Genomic DNA, 23,765 nt, shown 5'->3' with positions numbered 1-23,765 from the left:
CCGGCGTCCAATCCGGCTACGCCGCTGAACCTTGCGCCCTGTCAATGCCTTGTCCGGCTCCGTCGCGGGTTGCCAGAATGGGGTCTTCCCGTAATGCGGCACAGACCTGAAGCAATGCACGACGCCAAGAACGCCCAGAGCGCGCTCGCCCAGCAGATCGCCCAGACCATCGCCGACGAGATCGGTGCCCAGTCCGCCCAGGTGCGCGCCGCCGTCGGCCTGCTCGACGAGGGCGCCAGCGTTCCGTTCATCGCGCGCTACCGCAAGGAAGTGACCGGCGGCCTGGACGACACCCAGCTGCGCAACCTGGAAGTGCGCCTGACCTACCTGCGCGAGCTGGAGGACCGTCGCGCAGCGGTGCTGGCCAGCATCGGCGAACAGGGCAAGCTCAGCGACGAACTGCGCAACGACATCCTGGCCGCCGATACCAAGAGCCGTCTGGAAGACCTGTACCTGCCGTACAAGCCCAAGCGCCGTACCCGCGCCCAGATCGCCCGCGAGGCGGGGCTGGAGCCGCTGGCCGATGGCCTGCTGGCCGACCCGACGCAGGACCCGCAGAGCTTTGCGGCCAGCTTCGTCAATGCCGACAAAGGCGTGGCCGACACCAAGGCTGCGCTGGAAGGTGCGCGCGCGATCCTGATGGAGCGCTGGGGTGAAGACGCCGCGCTGGTCGGCGAACTGCGCACCTGGCTGGGCGAAACCGGCGTGATCCGCGCGCGCGTGGCCGAGGGCAAGGAAACCGAAGGCGCCAAGTACCGCGATTACTTCGATCACGCCGAGTCGTTGGCGAAGATTCCCTCGCACCGGCTGCTGGCGCTGTTTCGCGCGCGCCGCGAGGAGATCCTGTTCCTGGAGCTGGACCCCGGCAGTGATGCCGAGGCCGGCCACCAGTACGCCGAAGGGCGCGTGGCGCGCAGGGCCGGCATCGCCGACCAGGGCCGCGCCGCCGACCGCTGGCTGCTGGACGCCTGCCGGCTCACCTGGCGCGCCAAGCTGCACACGCACCTGCTGCTGGACCTGTTCAACCAGGCCCGCGAGAAGGCCGAAGCCGAGGCCATCGCGGTGTTCGGCGACAACCTGAAGGACCTGTTGCTGGCGGCACCCGCCGGCCCGAAGACCGTGCTCGGACTGGACCCGGGCATCCGCACCGGCTGCAAGATCGCCGTGGTCGATGCCACCGGCAAGCTGGTGGCCACCGACACCATCTACCCGCACGAGCCGCGTCGCCAGTGGGAGCAGTCGCTGCAGACGATCAAGCAGCTGTGCGCCAAGCACAACGTGGAACTGATCGCGATCGGCAACGGCACCGCCAGCCGTGAAACCGACAAGCTGGCCGGCGAAGCGATCAAGGCCGCTGGCAACCCGAAGCTGCAGAAGGTGGTGGTCAGCGAGGCCGGCGCGTCGGTGTACTCGGCGTCCGAGTTCGCGGCCAGGGAGTTCCCGGAGCTGGACGTGTCGCTACGTGGGGCGGTGTCGATCGCCCGCCGCCTGCAGGACCCGCTGGCCGAACTGGTGAAGATCGAACCCAAGGCCATCGGTGTCGGCCAGTACCAGCACGATGTGGACCAGTACCGTCTGGCGCGCGCGCTGGATGCCCGCGTGGAGGACTGCGTGAACGCGGTGGGCGTGTACGTGAACACCGCTTCGGCTGCACTGTTGTCGCGGGTGTCCGGCCTGTCGGCCACGGTGGCCGAGAACATCGTGCGCCACCGTGATGCGAACGGCCCGTTCAAGCGCCGCAAGGACCTGCTGAAGGTGGCGCGCCTGGGCGAGAAGACCTTTGAACAGTGCGCGGGCTTCCTGCGCATTGCCGACGGTGATGAGCCGCTGGATGCTTCGGCGGTACACCCCGAGGCCTACCCGGTGGTCGAGCGCATTGTGGCCAGCACTGCACGCCCGATCAAGGCGCTGATCGGTGATGGCAGCTTCCTGCGTGGCCTGAAGGCCGAGCAGTTCACCGATGCCACCTTCGGCGTGCCGACCGTGCGTGACATCCTCAAGGAACTGGAGAAGCCGGGCCGAGACCCACGCCCCGAGTTCAAGGCGGCACGCTTCGCCGCGGGCGTCGAGGACATCAAGGATCTGCGCGAGGGCATGGTGCTCGAGGGTGTGGTAAGCAACGTGGCGGCCTTTGGTGCCTTCGTCGATATCGGTGTGCACCAGGATGGCCTGATCCACATTTCGGCCCTGTCCGATACGTTCGTGAAGGACCCGCGCGACGTGGTCAAGGCCGGCGATATCGTCAAGGTGAAGGTGCTGGAGGTGGACGTGGCGCGCAAGCGCATCGCCCTGACCCGGCGACTGGACGATACCCCCGGCCAAGCCACCAGCCGCCCGGGCCAGCGTGATGAGCGCGGCCATGGGCAGGGTCCGCGCCGCGATGCAGGCGGCCAGAACCGCGGGCCGAACCGGGGCCAGGGCAATGGCGGCCGTCCCGCCGCGTCCGCGCCCCCGGCCAACAACGCCCTGGCCGAGGCCTTCGCTCGCGCCAAGCGCAGTTGAGGACCGTGTTCCCCGTCACGCTTGATTCGTGGCGGGGGACTTGTCGATTTTCCCCGTGATTGCGCACACTTGCGCTTGAGGGGAGGCGTCCGGCCACCCCGCTGTTGCTGGGGAGGGCCATGACGCCAGCAGGACCCGTCGTCTTCGTTGAGGTCTGCAGCGTCGCGCTGCGGCCGCTGCCTCCCTGTGCGGGCCGGGGTACGGGTTGATGGCCGGCCAGGGAACCAACGGCAACGGGTTGCTGGAGCGGCGCCTGCAGGCGCTGGCCGAAGAGCGTCGTCGCCTGGCGATGATCATTGACGGCACCGCCGCCGGCACCTGGGAGTGGAACGTGCAGACCGGCGAGATGCGGGTCAATGCGCGCTGGGCGGAGATCGTCGGTTATCGCCTGGAAGAGCTGGAGCCGGTGTGCCAGAAGACGTTCCTGAAGCTGGTCCATCCCGATGACATCGTCCTGTCTGACGCGGCACTTGAGGATCATTTTGAAGGCCGCAGCGACAACTATGTCTGCCTGCTCCGCATGCGCCACAAGAACGGCCAGTGGATATGGATCCACGACCGTGGCCGCGTGTTCGAATGGGATGGGCAGGGACGACCGCTGTGGATGGCCGGTGCGCATGCCGACGTGACCGAGCTGCAGCAGGCGCGGCAGGACGCCGCCGAAAGCCGGCAGCGGCTGCAGGCCGTGGTCGATGCGTCCGACGAGGTGGCGGTGATCGCGACCGATACCGAAGGCACCATTACCCTGTTCAATACCGGTGCGCAACGCCTGCTGGGATACAGCGCGGAGGAAGTGGTCGGACAGCGGCGACTGGGTGATTTCCACGATCCGGACGAGTTGGCGGCATGGCTGCGCCCGCTGGCGGCTGCGGACGGACGCCTGCCGGGCGCGTTTGAAGCCCTCAGCGCTCGTGCCGATGCGCAGACCTATTCAAGGCAATGGACATTGCGGCGCAAGGACGGCCAGCCACGCCAGGTGCGCCTGTCGATCAGCCGCATGGATGGTGCCGGCGGCGCGCGCATCGGCTACGTCGGCATGTCCATCGACATCACCGAGATCCTGCAGGCACGTGCCGAAGCACGCCTGGCGGCGGAGAAATTCGCCGGTGCGTTCACGTCGGCGGCGCTGGGCATGGCGCTGGTGTCGCTGGAGGGGCGCTGGCTGGACGTCAATGACGCCCTGTGCCGGATCCTGGGCTACCCCCGCGAGGAACTGCTGCAGGTTGATTTCCAACGCCTGACCCACCCCGATGACCTGCAGGCCGACCTGGCCCTGGTGCAGGATCTGCTGGCCGGGCGGCGCAGTCACTATCACCTGGAAAAGCGCTATCTCGATCGCGACGGCAAGGTGATCTGGGCGCGGCTGTCGGTCTCGCTGGTGCGCAACGAGCATGGCGAGCCGCTGCATTTCGTGTCGCAGATCCAGGACATCAGCGCCCAGCGCAGCAGCGAACAGCGCCTGTTCGAGAGCGAGCAGCGCAGCCGCATCACCCTCGATGCCGTGGCCGATCTGGTGCTCAGCGTCAGTCTGGACGGTCGTATCGATTACGCCAACGCCGCTGCTGTCCGCACCCTCGCCGGTGATGGCGCGCTGTCGCTGGCAGGGCACAACGTGCAGGACGTACTGGCGCTGACCACCGAATACGCGCCCGGCTCGGTGCTTGATGTATCCGTGCTGCTGGACCCGGAAAGCAATGCGGTGGACCTGCATGCCGACCTTCTGCTGCGCCTGGGCACGGCCACGATCCCGGTCGATCTGACCCGCGCCTGGCTGCGCGATGACGAGGGCCATGTGCGCGGCGCGGTGTGGGTGCTGCGCGACGACACCCAGCAGCGGGCGCGGCAGCGCGAAGCCCGCCACCTGGCCGAGATCGATCCGCTGACCGAGCTGAGCAACCGTCGTGGCTTCGAGGTGCATCTGCAGCAGGCGATCACCCGCGTGGAGCGTACCGGCCAGGCCGCCTCGCTGATGTACATCGACCTGGACCGCTTCAAGCCGGTCAACGACACCTGGGGCCATCTGGCCGGTGACGCCGTGCTGTGGGCGGTGGCCAGCGTGCTGCGCCACGGCGTGCGGGATTCGGATGTGGTGGCGCGGCTGGGTGGGGATGAGTTCGCGGTGATCCTGTCCGGTTGCACGCCGCGTCGTGCAGCGCGCATTGGCGGCGAGCTGCTGCACACCCTTGCGTCGCTGTCGATTCCGTGGGACCAGGACCGCCTGCATGTGGGCGCCAGCATCGGCATCGCGCCCTTGACGGGCGGGATGAGCGTCGACCAGGCCGTGGCGGCGGCCGATGCCCAGTGCTACCGGGCCAAGGCAATGGGCCGCAACAACGTGCAGGTACAGGGCGAGGCGAGTGAGCTGCCGGGCGGCGACATCGATCCGACCGAGGGCTGATCTCAACCTGTGAGAGGGCGTGCGCGAATACTCCGCGCACTTCCCCTCCTACAGGTGGTCCCATGAATGTCTGCAACCCGATGACGCTGCGTGCCTACGCCCCGGCAATGGTCGGCTGGTGCCTGGCCCTGGCCGCCTGCCTGCGTGCGGAACAGCTGCGCGGCGACCTGCACGCGCAGGCCCTGCTGCCGGTGCTGCAGGGCGGCGCGGTCGCCTTGCTGGTGTTCACGCTGTCCTGCATCGGTGCCGCCAGCATCATGCTGTGGCGGGCGGGCAGGAACGCGGTGGAGTGATGCGGCGGATGGTTACCGCATCCCCCATGCGCAGTTGCGTCAGCGCAGTACTTCATCCGAACTGACCAGCTGCACGTCATGCATCAGGTTGAGGTAAGCCTCGTAATAGCCCTTGTGTGACGCGCCGACGATGGTCAGCATGCGGGTGCCTGGATGCTGGCCGAGCACGTCGCGCATGTTGGCGACCATGCGCAGGTTACGGGTTTCCCAGTAGCCCAGGTAGTTGCGGCCGAAGCCTTCCGGTGAGGGTTCGACAAGCGTCGCGCCGAAGTCGCTGTTGAACGCCACCATCGCGGTCTCGGGTGCGTTGTAGGCGCGATACATCGCGAGCAATCCTTCCGGCTGAACAAGATTGGCTCCGAGCCGTTCATCAGCCGCCCTGCGTGCTTTGACGAAGGCGTTGTCCCAGGCGCCGCGTATGGCGGCAGCGTAGGCCTTCTGCTGCGATTCCGGTGTGGGCGAATCCGCAGTGTGGTCGTCCACCGACCACAGGCGCTCCAGTCCGAGGCGTGCGGCAAGCACGCCGGCCACCAGGACGGCCTCGTTGCGGCGGGTCATGCGCGTGTCGAGGAACTGCACCAGCTCCGGAGTCAGGCTGTCGGCCGCACGGCGCTCTTCCCGGGGCAGCCGCAGCCATTGGACGACTGCCGAGCTGCTCTCGCCCGCAGCCAGGAAGACTGCAGCCAAGCGACGTCGCTGGGCAGCGCTTGGCGCCTTGGGCCAATCTGCAAGCAGGCGTTCCATTTCCACGTTGGCGCTGGGCACGTCCAGACCGGTGGCGGCCTGCGCCGGTGCCGGATCGACGCAGTAGTCCGCGACGCTCTCCGCGTATCGGGCCGGATTGCGGCGCATGAAGTCACACTGCAGGCCGGACAGGTTCTCCACTGCGATCGCGGTGGGCCGCCAGGCTTCCAGGCGCTGCAGCAGAGGTTCCAGCATCGCCGGCGTGAAGGTCTCCGGCAGGCTGGACAGGTGTGGGCTGCCCAGCACCAGCACTTCGTTCGGGCGTCCTGCGGGCGGTCCCTTCAGCTGGTCCGGGTGGAAGGCCGGTCGATAGGCGGTGCCGGTGGCCAGCGCATTGCTGCTGCATAGGGCCAGGAGAAGAAGGCTGGCAAAGCGAGGGGACATGCGATCTCCATGTAGATGAGCATCCTGCGGGACCTTCATGCTGGTCGTTTTCCCCTGCGGGCGAACCCCGCATCGGTCATGTAAACCTTTTTTCCTTGAGCTGCATCCTTCTGTCGGCGATGTGGTCGGCTGCCTCCCGGCGCCTGCGCTGTACAGCGTTCCGCCAACCGGTGGCGGAACGGATCCGGTCCAGCCGTTCATTGGCCCAATGCCTCGGTGTGAAGGCGGAGGCACGTGAGAAAGGTGTGAAGTACACGGCAATTGTCCACCGCATTCCGCCTGTAATGGACGGAGTTGCGACGGACGTCGCGGAATGCCGCTAAAGCGGCCGACGGCATCGCCGATACTCCCTCTGGATCCCGCTTCAGTTACCCGCCGCAGGACCCCAGACTGCCCCCCATGGGCGGTCCGCGCAGTGTGTTCCGCCGCTTCCAGATGCCGATCGCACCCGCAGCAGACGTTCTTGGCAGTCGCTCGAGAGGTGCCGTGGGCACCTGTAGTCCCTGGCAACTGATGTTGCCGCCGGGCATTCCGCCCGGCGGGTCACAACCGCTTACCGGACACCGAGGATCAGACAATGCTCATTCCAGGCTTCACGGCAGGCGCGCAGGCGCCGGACGAGCTGCATACCCGATGGTCGCCGTGGCGTACGCTGCTTGGCGTGCTGGCGCCGCAGCAACGCACCGGCACAGCGAAGGCGATGACCGACCGCACCGAGCTGGAGGCGCAGGTGGCCGCGCTGCATCGCGTGCAGGCCGTCATCGAGTTCGCGCTCGACGGAACCATCCTGCAGGCCAATGACAATTTCCTGCAGGCGATGGGGTACCGGCTGGAGGAGATCCAGGGCAGGCATCATTCCCTGTTCGTCGACCCCGAGCAGGCGCGCAGCGCCGAGTACCGCGACTTCTGGGCGCGCTTGGGGCGCGGCGAATATGACGCCGGACAGTACCGCCGCTTCGGCAAGGGCCAGCGCGAGATCTGGATCCAGGCCTCGTACAACCCGGTGCTGGACCGCCAGGGGCGGCCGTACAAGGTGGTCAAGTTCGCGACCGACATCACCGCGCAGAAGCTGCAGGTGGCCGACACGGCGGGGCAACTGGCCGCGATCGCCAAGTCGCAGGCGGTGATCGAGTTCAGCATGGATGGCCGCATCCTGTCGGCCAACGACAATTTCCTCGCCGCCACCGGCTACAGCCTGGACGAAGTGCGCGGGCAGCACCATTCGTTGTTTGTCGAGCCCGGGCATCGCAGCAGCGTGGAATATCGCCAGTTCTGGGAGAAACTTGGGCGCGGCGAATATGATGCGGGCCAGTATCGGCGCCTGGGCAAGGACGGGCGCGAGGTCTGGATCCAGGCTTCCTACAACCCCATCCTGGACCTCAACGGAAAGCCGTTCAAGGTCGTGAAGTATGCCGCCGACATCACCGCGCAGGTGCACGAGAACCAGGCCATGCAGCGCGCCGTGGCGCAGACCCGAGAGGTGGTGGCTGCCGCCAAGCTGGGTGACCTGACCCAGCGCGTAGCCACCGCCGACAAGAGCGGGCCGATTGCCGAGTTGTGCGAAGGCGTGAATTCGCTGGTCGAGGCGATGGCCGCGATCATCGGCCAGATCAAGTTCGCGGCCGACACCATCGCCGTGGGTGCGACTGAAATCGCGCAGGGCAACAGCGACCTGTCGCAGCGCACCGAGCAGCAGGCGGCCTCGCTGGAGGAGACTGCGGTGTCGATGAAGGGTCTTGCCGAGACGGTGCAGCGCACCGCAACCAATGCCCGCCAGGCCAGCCAGCTGGCCGGTGGGGCAGCCGATGTCGCCGCGCGGGGCGGCAATGTGGTGCATGAGGTGGTCGAGACGATGGCGGTGATCAATGCCTCATCGCGGCGCATCGTCGACATCATCGGGGTGATCGACGGCATCGCCTTCCAGACCAACATTCTTGCGCTGAACGCAGCGGTGGAGGCCGCGCGCGCCGGTGAACATGGTCGTGGCTTCGCCGTGGTTGCCACCGAGATCCGTGAGCTGTCGCAGCGTTCGGCCAGCGCAGCCAAGGAGATCAAGCACCTGATCGATGCGTCGGTGGCCAATGTCGGCGCCGGTACCGCGCAGGTCGAGAGCGCGGGCCGCACCATGGATGAGATTGTGACAAACGTGCGCCGGGTCAGTGACCTGATGAGCGAAATCAGCACGGCCGCGCAGCAGCAGAGCGACGATATCCAGCAGATGAACCAGGCCGTCGATCTGATTGACCAGGGCACCCAGCAGAATGCCGCGTTGGTCGAGGAGGCATCGGCGGCGGCACGCAGCATGGAAGAACAGTCGGCGCAGCTGCTGCAGACCGTGGCCAGCTTCCGCGTGCAGGGCGCGGCAGGGCAGCGGCAGGGAGCGGCGGCGCTGCACGCCGTCTAGGCCCGGCGGTTGCATCTGTCTTCCGTAGTATCTGCGTCGCCATATACGCGGTTGCGACCGGCGCGTTTGGCCCGATACAGGGCCTGGTCGGCGCGTTCGACCAGGTCGCGCGGATCGTGCTCTTCGCCCGGTGCCTGCCACGCCACGCCGACGCTGATGGTGACGGTGGCCTCGGGGGCGGGCAGGGCAGCCGCTTCGACCGAAGCGCGGACCCGCTCGCCCAGGGCCATGGCGTGGGCGGCATCGGGCGAGGGCAGGGCAGCGATGAACTCCTCGCCGCCATAGCGGGCCAGCAGATCGTCACCCCGTTGCAGGCAGCCATCAAGAATGGCGGCGACCGACTGCAGGCGCTGATCTCCTTCCGGGTGGCCATAGGTGTCATTGAGGCGCTTGAAGTGGTCGATATCGATCATGAGAACGGCCAGGCCCAGACCTTGGCGCCGCGCGCGGCGGTGGGCCGCGCCAAGCGATTCATCGAAGCTGCGTCGGTTGCCCAGGCCGGTCAGTGGATCACGCCGTGCCAGTTTTTCCAGCTCGTCGCGCTGGCGCTGGATCTCCACCTGGCTCAGCACGCTGCGCAGGGCATAGCCGAGCAGGGAGCCGATGAAGCCGACCGTGGCCAGGGTCGGCTGCAGGCGCGCGACCAGAAGCGCCACCAGCATCAGCAGCAATGGCAGCATCAATGGTACGCCGGCATCGATGATGCGCCGCAGGCTGCGGGATACCTCCACTGTCGGGTAGCGACGATGGCTGCCCGCCAGGGTGGCCAGCAGCACGAACAGTCCACTGATCAGCAGGTCGCCCCAACTGCCGTCGGGCACCTGCGGCTGATAGGTATTGATGTAGAAGGCCAGCAGGAAGTAGCCCAGCGCGTAGATCGTCAGCGTCCGGAAAAAATCGCGGCGGTCCGGATCGTCCTCGGCCAGGAAACGGATCAGTGCGAAGCAGAACACCAGGCTGTTCTGCATGCTGCTCATGGTGTTCAGGCACTGCGTCCACAATGCGGCGTTGAAGTGCGCCATCGCCCGCGTGTGCCCGTAGTACAACAGCCACAGCAACGCGATGATCAGCAGGTCCACCGCGCGGATGCAGCGGTTGCCGCCTCCCGGGCTGGCGGCAACGTAGGTCAGGGGGATGCGGTAGAACACGTACAGGATCAGCGAAGACACGGCCGTCTGCGCGGGATCCAGGCCCGTCACATTGCGGTACAGCAGGGCCAGCAGGGCCAGCGAGAACAGGCCCACGGCCGCGCCCAGCGTCCGCCATTTGCAGGCGGCCTGGTGGCTGTCACGTGCACGCCGCACGCAGGCCAGTGCAGCCAGCAGCGGTGCGGTGATCAGCATCAGGTAGGAGCCGACCGGGTCCTGCGGGCCGATAAAGGCAATGACGAGCGCGTGCGTAACCAGAAAAAACAGCGCCGCACGCAACGTCATGCATTCCCCCACCCCCAGCTCCGGCTGGGATCACGATAGGCAGAAGCACGTGAGGCTTGCAAGAAAAGTGTGCGCTGTGTCTATTTAAATACTTGCCGGAAGTCGCAGTTGCGTTCCTCTGTGTTGGCGCGGAGCCTGTGCCGCGGGCGTTCATCCAGAAGGCACGGGTGTCCCCACGCGGTCGAGGGTGCAGCCGCGCTTGGCCACGCCCGGCAGTGAGAAGCAGCGCGACCAGGGCGTCGTGTCATCCGCGTGAGGTGGACGCAGCCGTGCGGTCGGGATCTCGGGGAGCGAGGGCAGGGCGGGCGTTGGCATCGATCCCAGTTCCGGCGCCCGGCACTGGAAATGCAGAAGGCCAGGTCAGGGACCTGGCCTTTGATGCAGTGGTGCCGGTGAAAGGACTCGAACCTTCATGGGGTTACCCCCGGCTGATTTTGAGTCAGCTGCGTATACCATTCCGCCACACCGGCAGGCAGCGTGCGAGTGTAACCGAGGTCGGCAGGGCTTTCATAGAGGCAAGGCCAATCGGGGCGCTTCCTGTCGGCATCGGCTCTGTGGTGGCTATACTGCGCCGGCTTGAATGCCTCCAGGAGCGGTGCCGGATGACAGTGTTGCAGGACCTGAGGGTGCTGGTGGTCGAGAACGACGAGATGAGCGCAGCCTTGCTGCAGATGCAGCTGGTGCATGCCGGCGCGACCGTGGTCGGGTTGGCGGCGAGCGTGGCTGAAGCATTGCGCATGCTGGAAGACTCGGCCCCGGATGTGGCCCTGCTGGACTATCGCCTGGCCCGCAATGAGACCAGCGAGCCAGTGGCGGCAGCACTGTCGGCGCGCGGCGTACCATTCGTGCTCGCCACCGGAATGCTGGCTGAGCAGCTGCCCGAGTCGATGCTGGCCGGAGTACTGCTGGTCAAGCCGTATCTGTCGGCGGATCTGACCAGGGCGCTGGCCCGTGCGGTGGGTCGTTCCAGCGCAACGGCGTGAGAACGGCGCTTCAGCCGGCCTCCTCGTACACGTAGCGGATGTCCTCGCGGTCGTCGAGGACGCGGTACTGCCCGGCCAGGTTGTGCGGATCGGGATTGAGCCACGCATCCAGATGCTCCCTGCGGATCGGTATCACCCCGCGATCGTGACCTGCGGCGGCGACATCGCGTGGCGGGGTGTCGGTGATCGTGGCGAACGAGAGCAGGCGGCCTTCCGGTCCCTCCCATTCCGCCCAAAGGCAGGCCAGCAGCAGGTCACGTGGCGGATCGGGGCGGAACTCGAGCACCACGTCCTGTTCCTTCTCGTCGGCACCCAGCATCCGGCCGGCGATGGCATGGCGTGGGACGTGCTCATAGAACGCCTGCACCACCACGACGCCGTGGCGCAGGCCAAACGCACCGCGCCAATAGCCTTCCAGGCTGTCGCGCCTGGCGTTGTAGGTGCCGGGGTACAGGACATCGTTGCGCGCCGTCTTGTCCGGCAGCCGGCATTGGTAGCGCATCGGCTTGATCACGCGTTTGCCGCCATCGCTGACCATGACCGGTGCATAGGTGCCGGGAAAGATGCGGTTGTCGCGTGGCAGCAGCTGCACCCGGTGCAGGTCTTCCAGTCGGGCTTGCGCGCGGCCGATGCGGTTGCCGGCCACGCGCAGGTCGTTGCGGGCTTTCTGGGTGGGGCGGGTCGCCAGCGTGGCATTGGCGATATCGCGTCGCTCGCGCTGGCGGGCCAGTTCCGCTTCCAGTTGCTGCCGTTCCTGCGCATGCCACTGCTGGATTTTCGCGACGATATCGCGGCCCTGCTCGGTGCGCGCGCCGGCAAAGCCGTCGTCCATGGCCTTCGGGGTCTTCGGTCGCTTCTTGCCGGGATCGTGCGCGTACAGCTCGGCGAACTCTTCCAGCGACAGGATGGCACCGAATTCGCGCACCAGCTTGGCGTAGTCGGCGCGGATCAGGGCGGAGTAGCACATGGGAACTCTGCGGGCGTGGGTCGCAGCGGCTGCGACATGGATAAGGCAGGATAGCCCGACCTACAGGGAGATAGCGCATGAATGATTCCGTCGCCTGCCAGTTCCGCGACGCCGTGCCCACGGTTGAAGACTATTGCCAGCTGCGTGTACTGGCGGGCCTCAGTGCCAAGAGCCAGGAGGCGGCGGCACGCGCGCTGCCCAATACCCTGTATGGCGTGTGTGCCTACCAGGGCAACGAGCTGGTGGCGATGGGACGCATCGTCGGCGATGGCGGCTGCCACCTGCAGGTCTGCGATATCGCCGTGTTGCCGCGCCTGCAGGGGCAGGGCCTGGGCAAGGAGGTGATGCGTCGCCTGGATGGTTGGATGCAGGCCAACCTGCCGCCATCGGCATATGTCAGCCTTCTGGCAGATGGCGAAGCGCACCGTTTGTACGCGCGGTTTGGTTTCGCTCCCACCGCGCCTGCATCGATCGGGATGTACCGGCGGTTCTGAAGGCGGGTGGCGGTGAGGGCATCCACGCATGGCGTGGATCTACCCGGGCCCTGCAGTAGATCCACGCCATGCGTGGACAGGGCCTTCCCAGGAATCACAGGCAAAGAAAAACCCCGACCAGGGTCGGGGTTTTCAAGAATTGGCGTCCCCACGGGGATTCGAACCCCGGTCGCCACCGTGAAAGGGTGATGTCCTAGGCCTCTAGACGATGGGGACGCACGAAAACTTTAAGTTGTAGATGCTTCGACGGCCTAATGTCGAAGTGGTGGAGCCAAGCGGGATCGAACCGCTGACCTCCTGCATGCCATGCAGGCGCTCTCCCAGCTGAGCTATGGCCCCAGTGAAACTCCGGATGATCTGCCGGGAGCAGAGTCCGTTTTGAAACTGGCGTCCCCACGGGGATTCGAACCCCGGTCGCCACCGTGAAAGGGTGATGTCCTAGGCCTCTAGACGATGGGGACGCACGAAAACTTCAAGTTGTAGAACCTTCGACGGCCTAATGTCGAAAGTGGTGGAGCCAAGCGGGATCGAACCGCTGACCTCCTGCATGCCATGCAGGCGCTCTCCCAGCTGAGCTATGGCCCCGTGTTACCGAGCCGCCTATCATACCTGCGTGTTCACCTTTGTGGAAGCTTTTTTCGAGCTTTTTTCGTTTCGGTTCAACCGCGGCCACGGGGGCAGGGGAACCGCTACGCCACAACCTGAATGCCGGTAGGCGGTGAACAAAAAAGACCCGGTTATCGGCCGGGTCCTCATTGTTCGTGACGAGTGGCGTCCCCACGGGGATTCGAACCCCGGTCGCCACCGTGAAAGGGTGATGTCCTAGGCCTCTAGACGATGGGGACGCAATTCTCATCAATGTTCTTTAGCGACCTTTCGACGGCCTAATGCCGAAAGATTGGTGGAGCCAAGCGGGATCGAACCGCTGACCTCCTGCATGCCATGCAGGCGCTCTCCCAGCTGAGCTATGGCCCCACGTCGCTGAGGAGCGAAATAATAGCCTCGCCCCAGGGGGTTGGCAAGCATTTGTTGCACTTTTCTTCACGCGCGTTGCGACGCCGATATCAGTCCGCTGTCGCCTGCGCAGCGTCGTCGGTCAGCGCCGCCAGGATTGGGCACTGGTCCAGTGTGCCGTGGCCGGGGCAGGCGTTGACCAGCTGCGAAAGTGCGGTGTGCATGCGTTGCAGCTCCGTCATTCGCTGTGAGATGTCCTGCAGGCGTGCCTGCGCGGTATCGCGCACGCTGGCCATGTCCTGTGAGTGGTGATCGCTCAGTGCGAGCAGATCGCCGATCTCTTCCAGGCTGAAGCCCAGTGCCTTGGCGCGGCGGATGAATCGCAGCCGGCGCAGGTCCTGCTCGCCGAAGATGCGGTAACCGCCCGCCGAGCGGGCAGCGGTCGGCAGCAGCTGCTGCCGTTCGTAGTAGCGCACCGTATCGATCGGCACGCCCGCCTGCGGGCCAGTTGTCCAATGTTCATGGCGGATTCCTGCGGATGCTGCCGGTCATTTTGAAGGATGGAGTCTGGTCGAGAGTCAAGGCTGGGTCCGGGGGCGCGCATTCAGGGCACTTTGCAACTTTCTTCATAGCCCCGCCGCTGGCCCAGTTCCTACCCTTCGCCTGAACCGGCCGTTCGATGGCCTGCAACGAAGCGAGGAGGGGCTGTGGAAGGATTCAGGAACGAAGGATTCGTCGAGATCGCGGTGGTCGAGTACCCCGGAGGTGATCCGTCCGCCGCCTCCGTTCTGGCCGAAATGGCGCACGTTGCCAATCGCCTGGCCCAGCAGCAGCGTCGGCCGTTCAAGCGGGTGCTGGTCACCCGCTGGATCGTGCCGGCCAGCCAGACCGGTGTGCATCGTATTGCCGGTGCGGAAATGCTTGATGCGGCCATTCCGGCCGTGATTGCGGTTCCCGGCCAGATCAGTGCCGGCGCGTGCCTGCGCGCGGACGAGGTCCTGCTGGACTGGCTGCGCGCACACTACGACGGCGGCAGCCTGCTGGCCGCTGCCAGTGATGGCGTCAGCGTGCTCGCACGGGCAGGGTTGCTGGCGGGACGCACGGTCAGTGGCCCCGATCTGGGGCGCCATCCAGGCCTGCTGGCGCAGGCAGCGAGCTGGGTGCCGAGCGAGCGGGCACTGGTGGATGACGGCGACCTGCTGACGGTCGGTGGGGTCCAGGCCTGGCGCTTCCTGGGGCTGCGCCTGCTGTACCGGCTGCATGGGCAGGGCGTGGCCAGCGCGGTCGCGCAGCAACTGGGCATCACCGTGCCCGCCACGATCCAGCAGGATCTTGAACGCTTCAGTGCCAACTTCGCACATGGCGATCGTGATGTGTTGAAGGCGCAGCGCTGGCTGCACACCACGGCCGCACGCGGCGCCACGCTTGCCGCGATCTGCGAGGTTTCCGGGCTGGAGCCGCGCACGCTGCAGCGGCGGTTCCTCAAGGCCACCGGCCTGCGGCCGATCGAATACTGCCAACGGCTGCGCATCGCCAAGGCCCAGACCCTGTTGCAGCAGGGAGCAGGCATCGACGAGGTGGCCTGGGGCGTCGGCTACGCTGACCAGAGTGCTTTCCGCAGGTTGTTTCTACGCATCGTGGGCATGACGCCAGCCAACTATCGGCGTCACGTCAACAGCAAGCGCCGCGAGCGGCCGTTGATGCCATCGGTGGCGGGCAGCCTGCGTGGGCTGCAATCGCCGTCGGTGATGCAACACGGGCGAAGCGCGGCCTGACGGCGCCAACATCGTCGCGCTTGCAACCGGGGCGCGACACTTCGACCATGCAGTCAGTGGACGATTGAACAGGTGGTTTGATGTCGAGCGTTGGGCCGGTGCCGATGCCGGTGGTGTTGATTCTCGCGTGCGTTTTGCTGGCGATGGCTGTGGCTCGCCTGTGGTCACGCAGGAAGGACGGCATGCCGCTGCCTTCTGCACCCAGCATGGTTCTGGACATGTTGCTGGTCGGCCTGCTGTGCGGCCGCATCAGTTTCGTAGCCTTGAACTTCACGCTGTACCGCGAGGCGCCGTGGGGCATTCTGCAGATTGCCGATGGCGGTTATCACCTGGTGATCGTCCTGGTTGCGGGATTGGCATGGGGGCTGTGGCGACTACGCCCGTGGCGGGCGTTACGCATGCCCGTGCTGGGCGCGTCGTTGGCGGGGGTGCTGCTGTGGGCGGGTGGCAGCCAACTGCTGTCCGCATGGCAGGCGCGGCAGATGCACCTGCCAGCAGTGCAGGTTGCTGACCTGGAGGGGGGCAGGGTTGATCTGCAGCAGTTCCGTGGCAAGCCACTGGTGTTGAACCTCTGGGCCAGCTGGTGTGGTCCCTGCCGACGCGAGATGCCGGTATTGGCAGCCGCGCAGGAGGCGCATGCGGAGGTGCAGTTCGTGTTCCTCAATCAGGGTGAAACCCTCGACGAGGTCCAGGGTTTTGTTGCGCGCGAACGCCTTATGCTGGACAACGTATTGCTGGACGGCGACGCTGCGGCTTCTACGGCGCTGGGCGTGCAGGCCTATCCCTCGACCCTGTTCTTCGACGCGGAAGGGCGCCTGCGAGAGCTGCACCTCGGCGAACTGACGGCAGCCGGTCTTGAACACAAACTGCGTCGGCTGCGGTAGCCTGCGCGGGCATCTCACTACGGAGTTCCCATGTTGTCGACTTCCCTGCGCGCCGCCCCCGCGGTGCTGTTGCTGCCGGTCCTGCTGGCATTGGCCGCCTGCAGCCAGGCACAGACGCCGCCGGGCAAGAGCGCTGCGCCACCGGCCGCGAGCGCCGCAGCTGCTGCCAACAAGGGCGACCGCCCTGCGGTGCTGAAGGGCATCGAGAAGCACGGTTTCGAGGTCGTTGCCGAGTTCGATGCCCCCGAAGGCCTGCGGGGCTTCGCTGGCGTGGTCGGTGGCCAGCAGCCGGCGGCGGCCTATGTCACTGCCGATGGCAAGCACGTACTGGTCGGCAGTCTGTTCGACGCGGAAGGCAATGATGTAGCCGCAGAGGCGGTTGAGAAGCTGGTCGCCTCGCCGATGTCCGCCAGGATGTGGAGCAAGCTGGAAGCCAGCGCGTGGGTGCCTGACGGCAAGGCCGATGCGCCACGCGTGGTCTACACCTTCAGCGATGCCAATTGCCCTTACTGCCACAAATTCTGGGAGGCGGCGCGTCCGTGGGTGGATGCAGGCAAGGTACAACTGCGCCACATCATGGTCGGCGTCATCCGTGAGGACAGTCCGGCCAAGGCGGCAGCGATCCTCTCCGCGCGTGACCCGAGCGCGGCCCTGCTTCAGAACGAGCACCAGTTCGACCGTGGCGGCATCAAGGCCCTGCCGAGCATCAGCCGCGACATCGCGGGCAAGCTCGACGCCAACCAGGTGCTGATGGTCGAGATGGGGTTCCAGGGCACGCCGGGTATCCTGTTCCAGGATGCGCAGGGCCAGGTGCAGCGCCGCGCCGGTCTGCCGCAGGGGGATGACCTGCAGACGGTGCTCGGCCCGCGCTGATCTGAGCCTGCATCATGATGTCGACCACAGGCCCGCATGGTGACGTGCGGGCCTGTTGCGTTCCAGGCCCCAGGCGAACACAACTGCTTGCGCATGGGCTGTTCGTCGTCACGGCTGAATCGTGACTGAGATCAAACATCACGCCTTGATTCCAATCAAGGCCAAAAACGACAGGCGGACTAGCCTGTGACGCATGGAATACAGCGTCAACGCGCCATGGATGCCGCGCCGCGGCTGCCCGGATGCGGGCAGGTCGGCACAGCCATTCACGACACTCTCACTCCCTGATTGTTACCCAGACTGCTGCGGTCGCCACCTCTCTGGCTGCGCGGCCTTGATGGAAGCGACATGGATAGAGGCAGGGCAGTGTCATTGTCCTGTTGTCTGCCGCGTGCAGGCTGACTGGTGTCGTCGACGCAGTACCCGCATTTCCAGCAACGGCAACGCGAGGCCAGGGCGGCGCATGCGTGCGCTCCGGAACCGTGATGCGAGTGTTCGTCCGGGGAGGATGCAATGCGTATGGCGGTACTGAATCTGGCATGTCTTGGGGCACTGGCGGTCATGCCGGCGTACGCGCAACAGGGTGATGCGCAGGATGCGCAGGCACTGCGGCGTGAGATTGCCGCCATGCGCCAGGCGCTGGAAGGCATGCAGCAACGGTTGGATCGGCTGGAGCAGCGGGATCATGCGCCTGTGCAGGCGCAGCCGCAGGCACAGGCGAAGCCCGGAGCGTTATCTTTCGCCCCCACAGCGGCCACGACGGGGGTGATCCATCCCACCCAGGTGCCGGGTGTCGCCCAGCCCGTATTGCCACAACGCGATTCGGTCGCCGATCCATCCACGGCGGCATCGCGTCCGGACAGTGCCGCGGGCCCGACCGATCCCGATCTGAAGGGGTTTTTTGCCATTCCCGGCACTGATACGGTGATCCGCATCGGCGGCTATGCCAAGTTGGATGCCATCGCGGATTCCCGCGCAGCCGGTGACGAGGACCAGTTCATTCCTTCGTCGATGCCGGTCGGTGGCAGCCACCGTGACGTGTCCAACTTCAACATCCACGCCAAGCAGACCCGCTTCAGTTTCGAGGCGCGGCGCCCGACCACGCACGGCAACCTCCGCTTCTACCTGGAAAACGACTTCTTCGGCAGCAGCGATGGCTACGAATTCCGCCTGCGTCACGCCTATGGCCAGCTCGGCAACACCTATGCCGGCTATGGCTATTCCAGTTTCATGGATCCGGACAGCCTGCCCGACACGCTGGATTTCGCTGGTCCAGGCGGCGCGGGCTATCTGCTGGTGGCCGGCATCCACCACAGCTTTGCGCTGGGCAAGGGCAACACCCTGACCGTCGCCGCCGAAGATCCGAAGACCGAACTTGCCGGTGCCAGCGAAGAGCGCGCTGCAGTGAACCGTCTGCCGGACGTGACCGTCACTGCGCGCATGGAACGCGACTGGGGCCACCTGCAACTGGGCGCAGTGGCACGCAGCCTGGCATACGACGGTGACAACGAGCGCGACCGGCGCATGGCTGGCGGCGTGCAGTTGAGCGGCTCGGCGTCGGTGGGCGAGCGCGACCTGCTGTTGTTCGGTGCGCTGGGAGGGCGCGGTCTCAGCCGCTATACCGCCGACCTGACCGGCTCCGGGCTGGACGCGGTGGTCGGTGCCGATGGCCGCCTCGACGCGTTGGACCTGCACGGCGGCTTCGTCGGCTATACCCACTACTGGTCCGAGCTGTGGCGATCGAACCTGATCTTCGGCCAGCTGACCCTGGAGCGGAATGCCGCACTGGCGGCCGATGCCTTCCGGCAGAGCCGGTACGGCGTATTCAACCTGATCTGGAGCCCCGCGCCGTCGTGGACGATGGGCATGGAGCTGCTGTACGGCCGCCTGGAACAGCAGGCCGGCGCACGCGGCGACACGGTCCGGGTGCAGGGTAGCCTGCAATACAACTTCATCAAATAGGCGCCAGCGGTCGTAAGCCAGCGCAACCGTCCCCACGCCCGGTGCTGCCGGGCTCATGCCAGTACCGGAGATCGTCATGGCAGAAGCAAAGAAAATCGGGGTGGTCGGAGCCACCTTCCTCGTCGCCGGCAACATGATGGGCTCAGGCGTGTTCCTGCTGCCGTCCAGCCTGGCCAAGATCGGTACCGCCTCGATCTGGGGCTGGCTGATCACCACCGCCGGTGCGCTGCTGCTGGCCTTCGTGTTCGCCAAGCTGGGCAAGCTCGCCCCAAAGGCGGGCGGTCCCTATGCCTACGCGCGCGACTGGTTCGGGCCGTACATGGGCTTCCAGACCAACACCATCTACTGGTTCGCCAACTGGATCGGCAACGTCGCCATCCCGATCGCGGCGGTGGGCTATTTCAGCTATTTCTTCCCGATCCTGTCCGAGCCACTGGTGCGTTGCATCGCGGTACTGGTGCTGGTGTGGGCACTGAGCTTTGCCAACGTGATCGGCCCGGCCTTCGTCAGCCGCGTGCAGACGGTCACCACCAGCTTTGCGTTGGTGCCGATCCTGGGCATCGCCATTTTCGGCTGGTTCTTCTTCGATGCCGACATCTTCAAGGGCGCCTACAACGTGTCTGGCGAGTCGAACTTCGGTGCGATCTCGAGCGCCGCGGCACTGACCCTGTGGGCCTTCATCGGCGTCGAGTCTGCATCGGTGACTGCCGGTGTGGTCGAAAATCCGGAGAAGAACGTCGCCCGCGCGACGCTGGCCGGCGTGTTCCTGGCTGCCATCGCCTACATCGCCAGTTCGTCGGTGATCATGGGCATGGTGCCGAACGCGGAACTGCAGGTGTCCGACGCACCGTTCGCGTTGGCCGCGGCCAAGGCCGTCGGTGGCTGGGGCGGTGCACTGGTCAGCCTGTGCGCGTTCATCGGCGCGGCCGGTTCGCTGGGTGGCTGGATCCTGCTGACCGCGCAGAGTGCCAAGGCGGCCTCCGATGATGGCCTGTTCCCGAGCATCTTCAGCAAGACCAACAAGGACGACGTGCCGGTCAAGGGCGTGCTGATCGTGGCCGTGCTGATGACCCTGGCAGTGCTGGTCACCTCCACCTCGGAAACCGCATCGGCCCAGTTCGACGTGATCACGTCGGCGGCGGTGGTGCTGACCCTGCTGCCCTACATCTACTCGTGCGTGGCCTGCTACTTCGTGGTCGAGCGCTCGCACACCCTGGTCCACACCGGTGCGTTCTGGACGCTCACCAGCCTGACCGTCGTGTACTGCCTGTGGGCGATCTACGGCTCGTCGGGAACCATCGTGCAGTACGCCTTCCTGTTCGTGCTGTTCATCACCGTGTTCTATCCCTTCTTCAGCGAGGAGCGCCGCCAGCAGCGGCAGCGCGCCCGCGAGGCATCGGCCATCAGCGCCGGCGCCCGGCATTCCTGAGTTCGACAAGGAGAATCGACGTGTACTTCAAGTCCCTGGACTATCCGGTCATTGTCATCGACAACGACTACGAGTCGCCGCGCATCGGCGGCATCCTGATCCGTGCGCTGGTGGAAGAGCTGCGCAGCAATGACCAGCGCGTGCTGTGCGGGCTGAACCTGGATGATGCCCGGGCCGGCGCCCGCACCTACGTGGCGGCCTCGGCGGTGCTGATCTCGATCGACGGCAGTGAAGAGGTGGATGGCGAGTTCCAGCGCCTGACCGCTTTCCTGCGCGAGCAGAGCGCGCGCCGCGCCAACCTGCCGGTGTTCCTGTACGGCGAGCGCCGCACCATCGAGAAGGTGCCGAGCAAGCTGCTCAAATACATCCACGGCTTCATCTTCCTGTTCGAAGACACCAAGAGCTTCATCTCGCGGCAGGTGATGCGCGCGGCCGAAGACTACATGAAGAACCTGCTGCCCCCGTTCTTCAAGGCGTTGATCCACCATGCGGCCGAGTCGAACTACTCCTGGCACACGCCGGGCCATGCCGGCGGTGTGGCGTTCACCAAGTCACCGGTGGGCCGTGCATTCCACCAGTTCTACGGTGAGAACACCCTGCGCAGCGATCTGTCGATCTCGGTGCCGGAGCTGGGCTCACTGCTGGATCACACCGGCCCGATCAAGGATGCCGAGGAAGAGGCGGCGCGCAACTTCGGTGCCGACCATACCTTCTTCGTCACCAATGGCACCTCCACCGCCAACAAGATCGTCTGGCATGGCACGGTGGCGCGCGGCGACGTGGTGTTCGTCGACCGCAACTGCCACAAGTCGCTGCTGCATGCGTTGATCATGACCGGCGCGGTACCGGTGTACTTCACCCCCAGCCGCAATGCACACGGTATCATTGGCCCGATCAGCCTGGATCAGTTCACGCCGGAATCGTTGCAGCAGCGCATCGCCGCCAATCCGCTGGCCAGCAAGGCCTATCAGGCTGGCTCCAAGCCGCGCATCGCGGTGGTGACCAACTCGACCTACGACGGCCTGTGCTACAACGCCGAGAAGATTGCCGACGAAATCGGCAGCGCGGTCGACTTCCTGCATTTCGACGAAGCCTGGTACGCCTACGCCGCTTTCCATCCTTTCTACGAGAACCACTACGGCATGGCCAAGGGCAAGCCGCGTGAGCAGGATGCGATCATCTTCACCACGCATTCCACCCACAAGCTGCTGGCGGCGTTCTCGCAGGCGTCGATGATCCACGTGCGCAACTCGGCGCAACGGAACCTGGATGCCGAGCGCTTCAACGAGTCGTTCATGATGCATACCTCGACCAGCCCGCATTACGGGGTGATCGCGGCCTGTGACGTAGCCTCGAAGATGATGGAAGGCGATGCCGGCCGCTCGCTGGTGCAGGAAATGCATGACGAGGCGATTGCCTTCCGCCGCGCGATGCTGCATGTCCGCGATGACCTGGGGCGCGACGACTGGTGGTTCAGCGTATGGCAGCCGACCAGGCTCGAGCGCAGTCTGGACAAGGGCGATACGCCGGCGCCGATGGTGGCCAAGCGCGAAGAGTGGTACCTGCAACCGGACGCACACTGGCACGGCTTCGAGAACCTGGTCGACGACTATGTGCTGATCGACCCGATCAAGGTGACCCTGCTGACCCCAGGCCTGGCGATGGACGGCAGCATGGGCAAGCTGGGCATCCCTGCGGCGGTGCTGAGCAAGTTCCTGTGGGGCCGCGGCATTACCGTGGAGAAGACCAACCTGTACTCGGTGCTGTTCCTGTTCTCGATGGGCATCACCAAGGGCAAGTGGAGCACGCTGGTCACCGAACTGATGGCATTCAAGGAACTGTATGACCGCAACGCGCCGCTGAGCCAGGCACTGCCCACGCTGGCGGCTGATTATCCGAACGCGTACGCCGGTTGGGGCCTGCGCGACCTGTGCGACGCGCTTCATTCGTTCAACCAGGAATTCGCCGTGGCCAAGGTGATGCGCGAGATGTACGTGGATCTGCCGACACCGGTGATGACCCCGGCCGACGCCTACAACCACCTGGTGAAGGGCGAGATCGAGCGGGTCGATATCGAGCAGATCAGTGGCCGTATTGCGGCGACCATGCTGGTTCCGTACCCGCCGGGCATCCCGACCATCATGCCGGGCGAGCGCTTTGGCGACAGCGATGAGCCGATCATCCAGTCGCTGCGCATCGCCCGTGAGCAGAATGCCCGCTTCCCGGGCTTCGAGTCGGACGTGCACGGGCTCATCATCGAGCACGACGGCGACGTGACCTCGTACAAGGTGGAGGTACTGAAGGCCTGACCGGCGACGGTCGGCCCTTCGGCGAACGATGGATACCGCGCGCGAGCAACGCATCCTGAAGTTCTCGATCGGGGTCACCATCGCGGTCAGCGTGGTCGGCTTCAGCGGTGGCCTGCTGGTGGGATCGCAGGCCATCCTGTTCGACGGCGTGTACAGCCTCGTCGACGTTGCGTTGACCCTGGTGTCGCTGTCGGTACTGCGGCTGGTGGCGCGGGAACAGAGCCCGCGCTTCCAGTACGGCTACTGGCACCTGGAACCGATGGTCGAGGCACTGGGCGGGGTGATCCTGTCGCTGGCCTGCGTGTATGCGCTGGCCAACGCCGTGATCGGCTTGACCACGGGCGGGCACGAGGTGAAGTTAGGGCCCGCGCTGTGGTGGGCGGCATTGCTGAGTGCCAGCAACCTGGCGATGGCGGCGTTCGTCGCCCAGCGGGCGCGGCGCCTGCGCTCGGCGCTGTTGTGGCTGGATGTACGGGGCTGGCTGCTGGGTGGGTTGATGAGCCTGGCAGTAGTGCTGGCCTTCATACTGGCCCTGGTCCTGCATGGCGGTGAGTGGCACCACTGGGTGCCGTATCTGGATTCGATCGTGCTGGCGTTGATCAGCCTGGCGGTATTGCCGGTCCCGGCGCGCAGCGCGTGGAAGGCCATGCGTGAAGTGCTGCAGGTTGCGCCGGACGATCTGGACCGGCGCGTGCAGCAGGTGATGCAGGCGTTCGTGGCCGAGCGTGGCTACCTCGGTTTCACCAGCCACGTGGCGAAGATGGGGCGGATGCGCTTCATCGAGATCCATGTGCTGGCTGATCCGGCCACGCCGCTCGGCTCAGTGGGGGAGGTCGATGCGATGCGCGACGAGATCGCCGTGCGGCTGGATGCGCGGGGCAGCACGTTCTGGCTGACCATCGATTTCACTGCCGATCCGGCGTGGACGTGAGCCGGGATCTACACGTGGGCGCGATCGTTGCGCGTGGCGGACCGGT

General features: G+C 65.9%; 16 protein-coding genes, 7 tRNA genes and 1 pseudogene. 13 read left to right on the top strand and 11 right to left on the bottom strand.

Annotated elements, in window-relative coordinates:
• Nucleotides 1-114: 114 nt before the first annotated feature.
• The 3 genes from AC5P8C_RS02475 (at nt 115) to AC5P8C_RS02465 (ending at nt 5,193) form a co-directional block, all read left to right on the top strand.
• Nucleotides 115-2,502, top strand: a complete 2,388-nt coding sequence (locus AC5P8C_RS02475; protein WP_495218299.1) for a Tex family protein — start codon at nt 115-117, stop codon at nt 2,500-2,502.
• 208 nt (nt 2,503-2,710) lie between these two features.
• Complete coding sequence (locus AC5P8C_RS02470) at nt 2,711-4,900, top strand: PAS domain S-box protein (protein ID WP_111099252.1); 2,190 nt, start codon at nt 2,711-2,713, stop codon at nt 4,898-4,900.
• Between the two features lie 62 nt (nt 4,901-4,962).
• Nucleotides 4,963-5,193, top strand: coding sequence for a hypothetical protein (locus AC5P8C_RS02465; RefSeq protein WP_495218298.1), 231 nt, complete (start codon nt 4,963-4,965; stop codon nt 5,191-5,193).
• Nucleotides 5,194-5,232: 39 nt separating this feature from the next.
• Here the strand turns inward: AC5P8C_RS02465 and AC5P8C_RS02460 are convergent, their stop codons facing one another.
• On the bottom strand, nt 5,233-6,321 hold the full coding sequence (locus AC5P8C_RS02460; RefSeq protein ID WP_495218297.1) for a DUF5694 domain-containing protein: 1,089 nt from the start codon (nt 6,319-6,321) through the stop codon (nt 5,233-5,235).
• A 577-nt stretch (nt 6,322-6,898) separates the two neighbouring features.
• On the opposite strand from AC5P8C_RS02460, the gene AC5P8C_RS02455 reads away from it, so the two are divergent.
• Nucleotides 6,899-8,725 (top strand): methyl-accepting chemotaxis protein, encoded by a 1,827-nt coding sequence (locus AC5P8C_RS02455; protein ID WP_495218296.1) that lies wholly within the window; start codon nt 6,899-6,901, stop codon nt 8,723-8,725.
• Here AC5P8C_RS02455 and AC5P8C_RS02450 read toward each other — a convergent pair.
• Both AC5P8C_RS02450 and AC5P8C_RS02445 read right to left on the bottom strand, forming a co-directional pair.
• On the bottom strand, nt 8,722-10,158 hold the full coding sequence (locus tag AC5P8C_RS02450; RefSeq protein ID WP_134735598.1) for a GGDEF domain-containing protein: 1,437 nt from the start codon (nt 10,156-10,158) through the stop codon (nt 8,722-8,724). The genes AC5P8C_RS02455 and AC5P8C_RS02450 overlap by 4 nt on opposite strands.
• A gap of 384 nt (nt 10,159-10,542) precedes the next feature.
• Nucleotides 10,543-10,628: transfer RNA gene (locus AC5P8C_RS02445), tRNA-Leu, on the bottom strand.
• A gap of 132 nt (nt 10,629-10,760) precedes the next feature.
• On the opposite strand from AC5P8C_RS02445, the gene AC5P8C_RS02440 reads away from it, so the two are divergent.
• Complete coding sequence (locus AC5P8C_RS02440; RefSeq protein ID WP_021204524.1) at nt 10,761-11,141, top strand: response regulator; 381 nt, start codon at nt 10,761-10,763, stop codon at nt 11,139-11,141.
• 10 nt (nt 11,142-11,151) lie between these two features.
• Here the strand turns inward: AC5P8C_RS02440 and AC5P8C_RS02435 are convergent, their stop codons facing one another.
• The gene (locus AC5P8C_RS02435) at nt 11,152-12,108 is read right to left on the bottom strand and encodes an SOS response-associated peptidase family protein (protein ID WP_171952754.1); all 957 of its coding nucleotides are present in this window, start codon (nt 12,106-12,108) and stop codon (nt 11,152-11,154) included.
• Between the two features lie 77 nt (nt 12,109-12,185).
• Here AC5P8C_RS02435 and AC5P8C_RS02430 point away from each other — a divergent pair, with 77 nt between their 5' ends.
• Nucleotides 12,186-12,602, top strand: a complete 417-nt coding sequence (locus AC5P8C_RS02430) for a GNAT family N-acetyltransferase (RefSeq protein WP_019660250.1) — start codon at nt 12,186-12,188, stop codon at nt 12,600-12,602.
• Nucleotides 12,603-12,742: 140 nt separating this feature from the next.
• On the opposite strand, the gene AC5P8C_RS02425 is transcribed toward AC5P8C_RS02430, so the two are convergent.
• From AC5P8C_RS02425 to AC5P8C_RS02395, 7 genes and pseudogenes are all read right to left on the bottom strand, one after another.
• Nucleotides 12,743-12,818, bottom strand: a tRNA-Glu gene (locus AC5P8C_RS02425).
• A 47-nt stretch (nt 12,819-12,865) separates the two neighbouring features.
• Nucleotides 12,866-12,941, bottom strand: a tRNA-Ala gene (locus AC5P8C_RS02420).
• Between the two features lie 46 nt (nt 12,942-12,987).
• Nucleotides 12,988-13,063, bottom strand: a tRNA-Glu gene (locus tag AC5P8C_RS02415).
• A gap of 48 nt (nt 13,064-13,111) precedes the next feature.
• Nucleotides 13,112-13,187 (bottom strand) — tRNA-Ala (locus AC5P8C_RS02410).
• Nucleotides 13,188-13,371: 184 nt separating this feature from the next.
• A tRNA-Glu gene (locus AC5P8C_RS02405) sits at nt 13,372-13,447 on the bottom strand.
• A gap of 54 nt (nt 13,448-13,501) precedes the next feature.
• Nucleotides 13,502-13,577: transfer RNA gene (locus AC5P8C_RS02400), tRNA-Ala, on the bottom strand.
• An 89-nt stretch (nt 13,578-13,666) separates the two neighbouring features.
• A pseudogene (locus AC5P8C_RS02395) lies at nt 13,667-14,079 on the bottom strand (heavy metal-responsive transcriptional regulator).
• Nucleotides 14,080-14,263: 184 nt separating this feature from the next.
• On the opposite strand from AC5P8C_RS02395, the gene AC5P8C_RS02390 reads away from it, so the two are divergent.
• From AC5P8C_RS02390 to AC5P8C_RS02360, 7 genes are all read left to right on the top strand, one after another.
• Nucleotides 14,264-15,331: a GlxA family transcriptional regulator gene (locus AC5P8C_RS02390; RefSeq protein ID WP_019660248.1), complete on the top strand. Its 1,068-nt coding sequence runs from the start codon at nt 14,264-14,266 to the stop codon at nt 15,329-15,331.
• Nucleotides 15,332-15,411: 80 nt separating this feature from the next.
• Nucleotides 15,412-16,215, top strand: coding sequence for a TlpA disulfide reductase family protein (locus AC5P8C_RS02385; RefSeq protein ID WP_233654052.1), 804 nt, complete (start codon nt 15,412-15,414; stop codon nt 16,213-16,215).
• A 30-nt stretch (nt 16,216-16,245) separates the two neighbouring features.
• Nucleotides 16,246-17,088, top strand: coding sequence for a thiol:disulfide interchange protein DsbG (gene dsbG, locus AC5P8C_RS02380; protein ID WP_134730743.1), 843 nt, complete (start codon nt 16,246-16,248; stop codon nt 17,086-17,088).
• Nucleotides 17,089-17,601: 513 nt separating this feature from the next.
• The gene (locus AC5P8C_RS02375) at nt 17,602-19,050 is read left to right on the top strand and encodes a DcaP family trimeric outer membrane transporter (protein ID WP_233654053.1); all 1,449 of its coding nucleotides are present in this window, start codon (nt 17,602-17,604) and stop codon (nt 19,048-19,050) included.
• A 76-nt stretch (nt 19,051-19,126) separates the two neighbouring features.
• Nucleotides 19,127-20,479 carry an arginine/agmatine antiporter gene (gene adiC, locus AC5P8C_RS02370; protein WP_021204506.1) on the top strand — a complete coding sequence of 451 codons (1,353 nt, stop codon included), beginning with the start codon at nt 19,127-19,129 and terminating at the stop codon, nt 20,477-20,479.
• 20 nt (nt 20,480-20,499) lie between these two features.
• Entirely contained in the window at nt 20,500-22,788 is a 2,289-nt protein-coding gene (locus tag AC5P8C_RS02365) for an Orn/Lys/Arg family decarboxylase (protein ID WP_019660243.1), read from the top strand.
• A 28-nt stretch (nt 22,789-22,816) separates the two neighbouring features.
• Nucleotides 22,817-23,719, top strand: a complete 903-nt coding sequence (locus AC5P8C_RS02360) for a cation diffusion facilitator family transporter (protein ID WP_019660242.1) — start codon at nt 22,817-22,819, stop codon at nt 23,717-23,719.
• Nucleotides 23,720-23,765: the final 46 nt, after the last annotated feature.

It is taken from the genome of Stenotrophomonas sp. YJH_SMC_46 (assembly GCF_059370315.1).
This window is presented reverse-complemented; position numbering and strand designations above follow the sequence as displayed.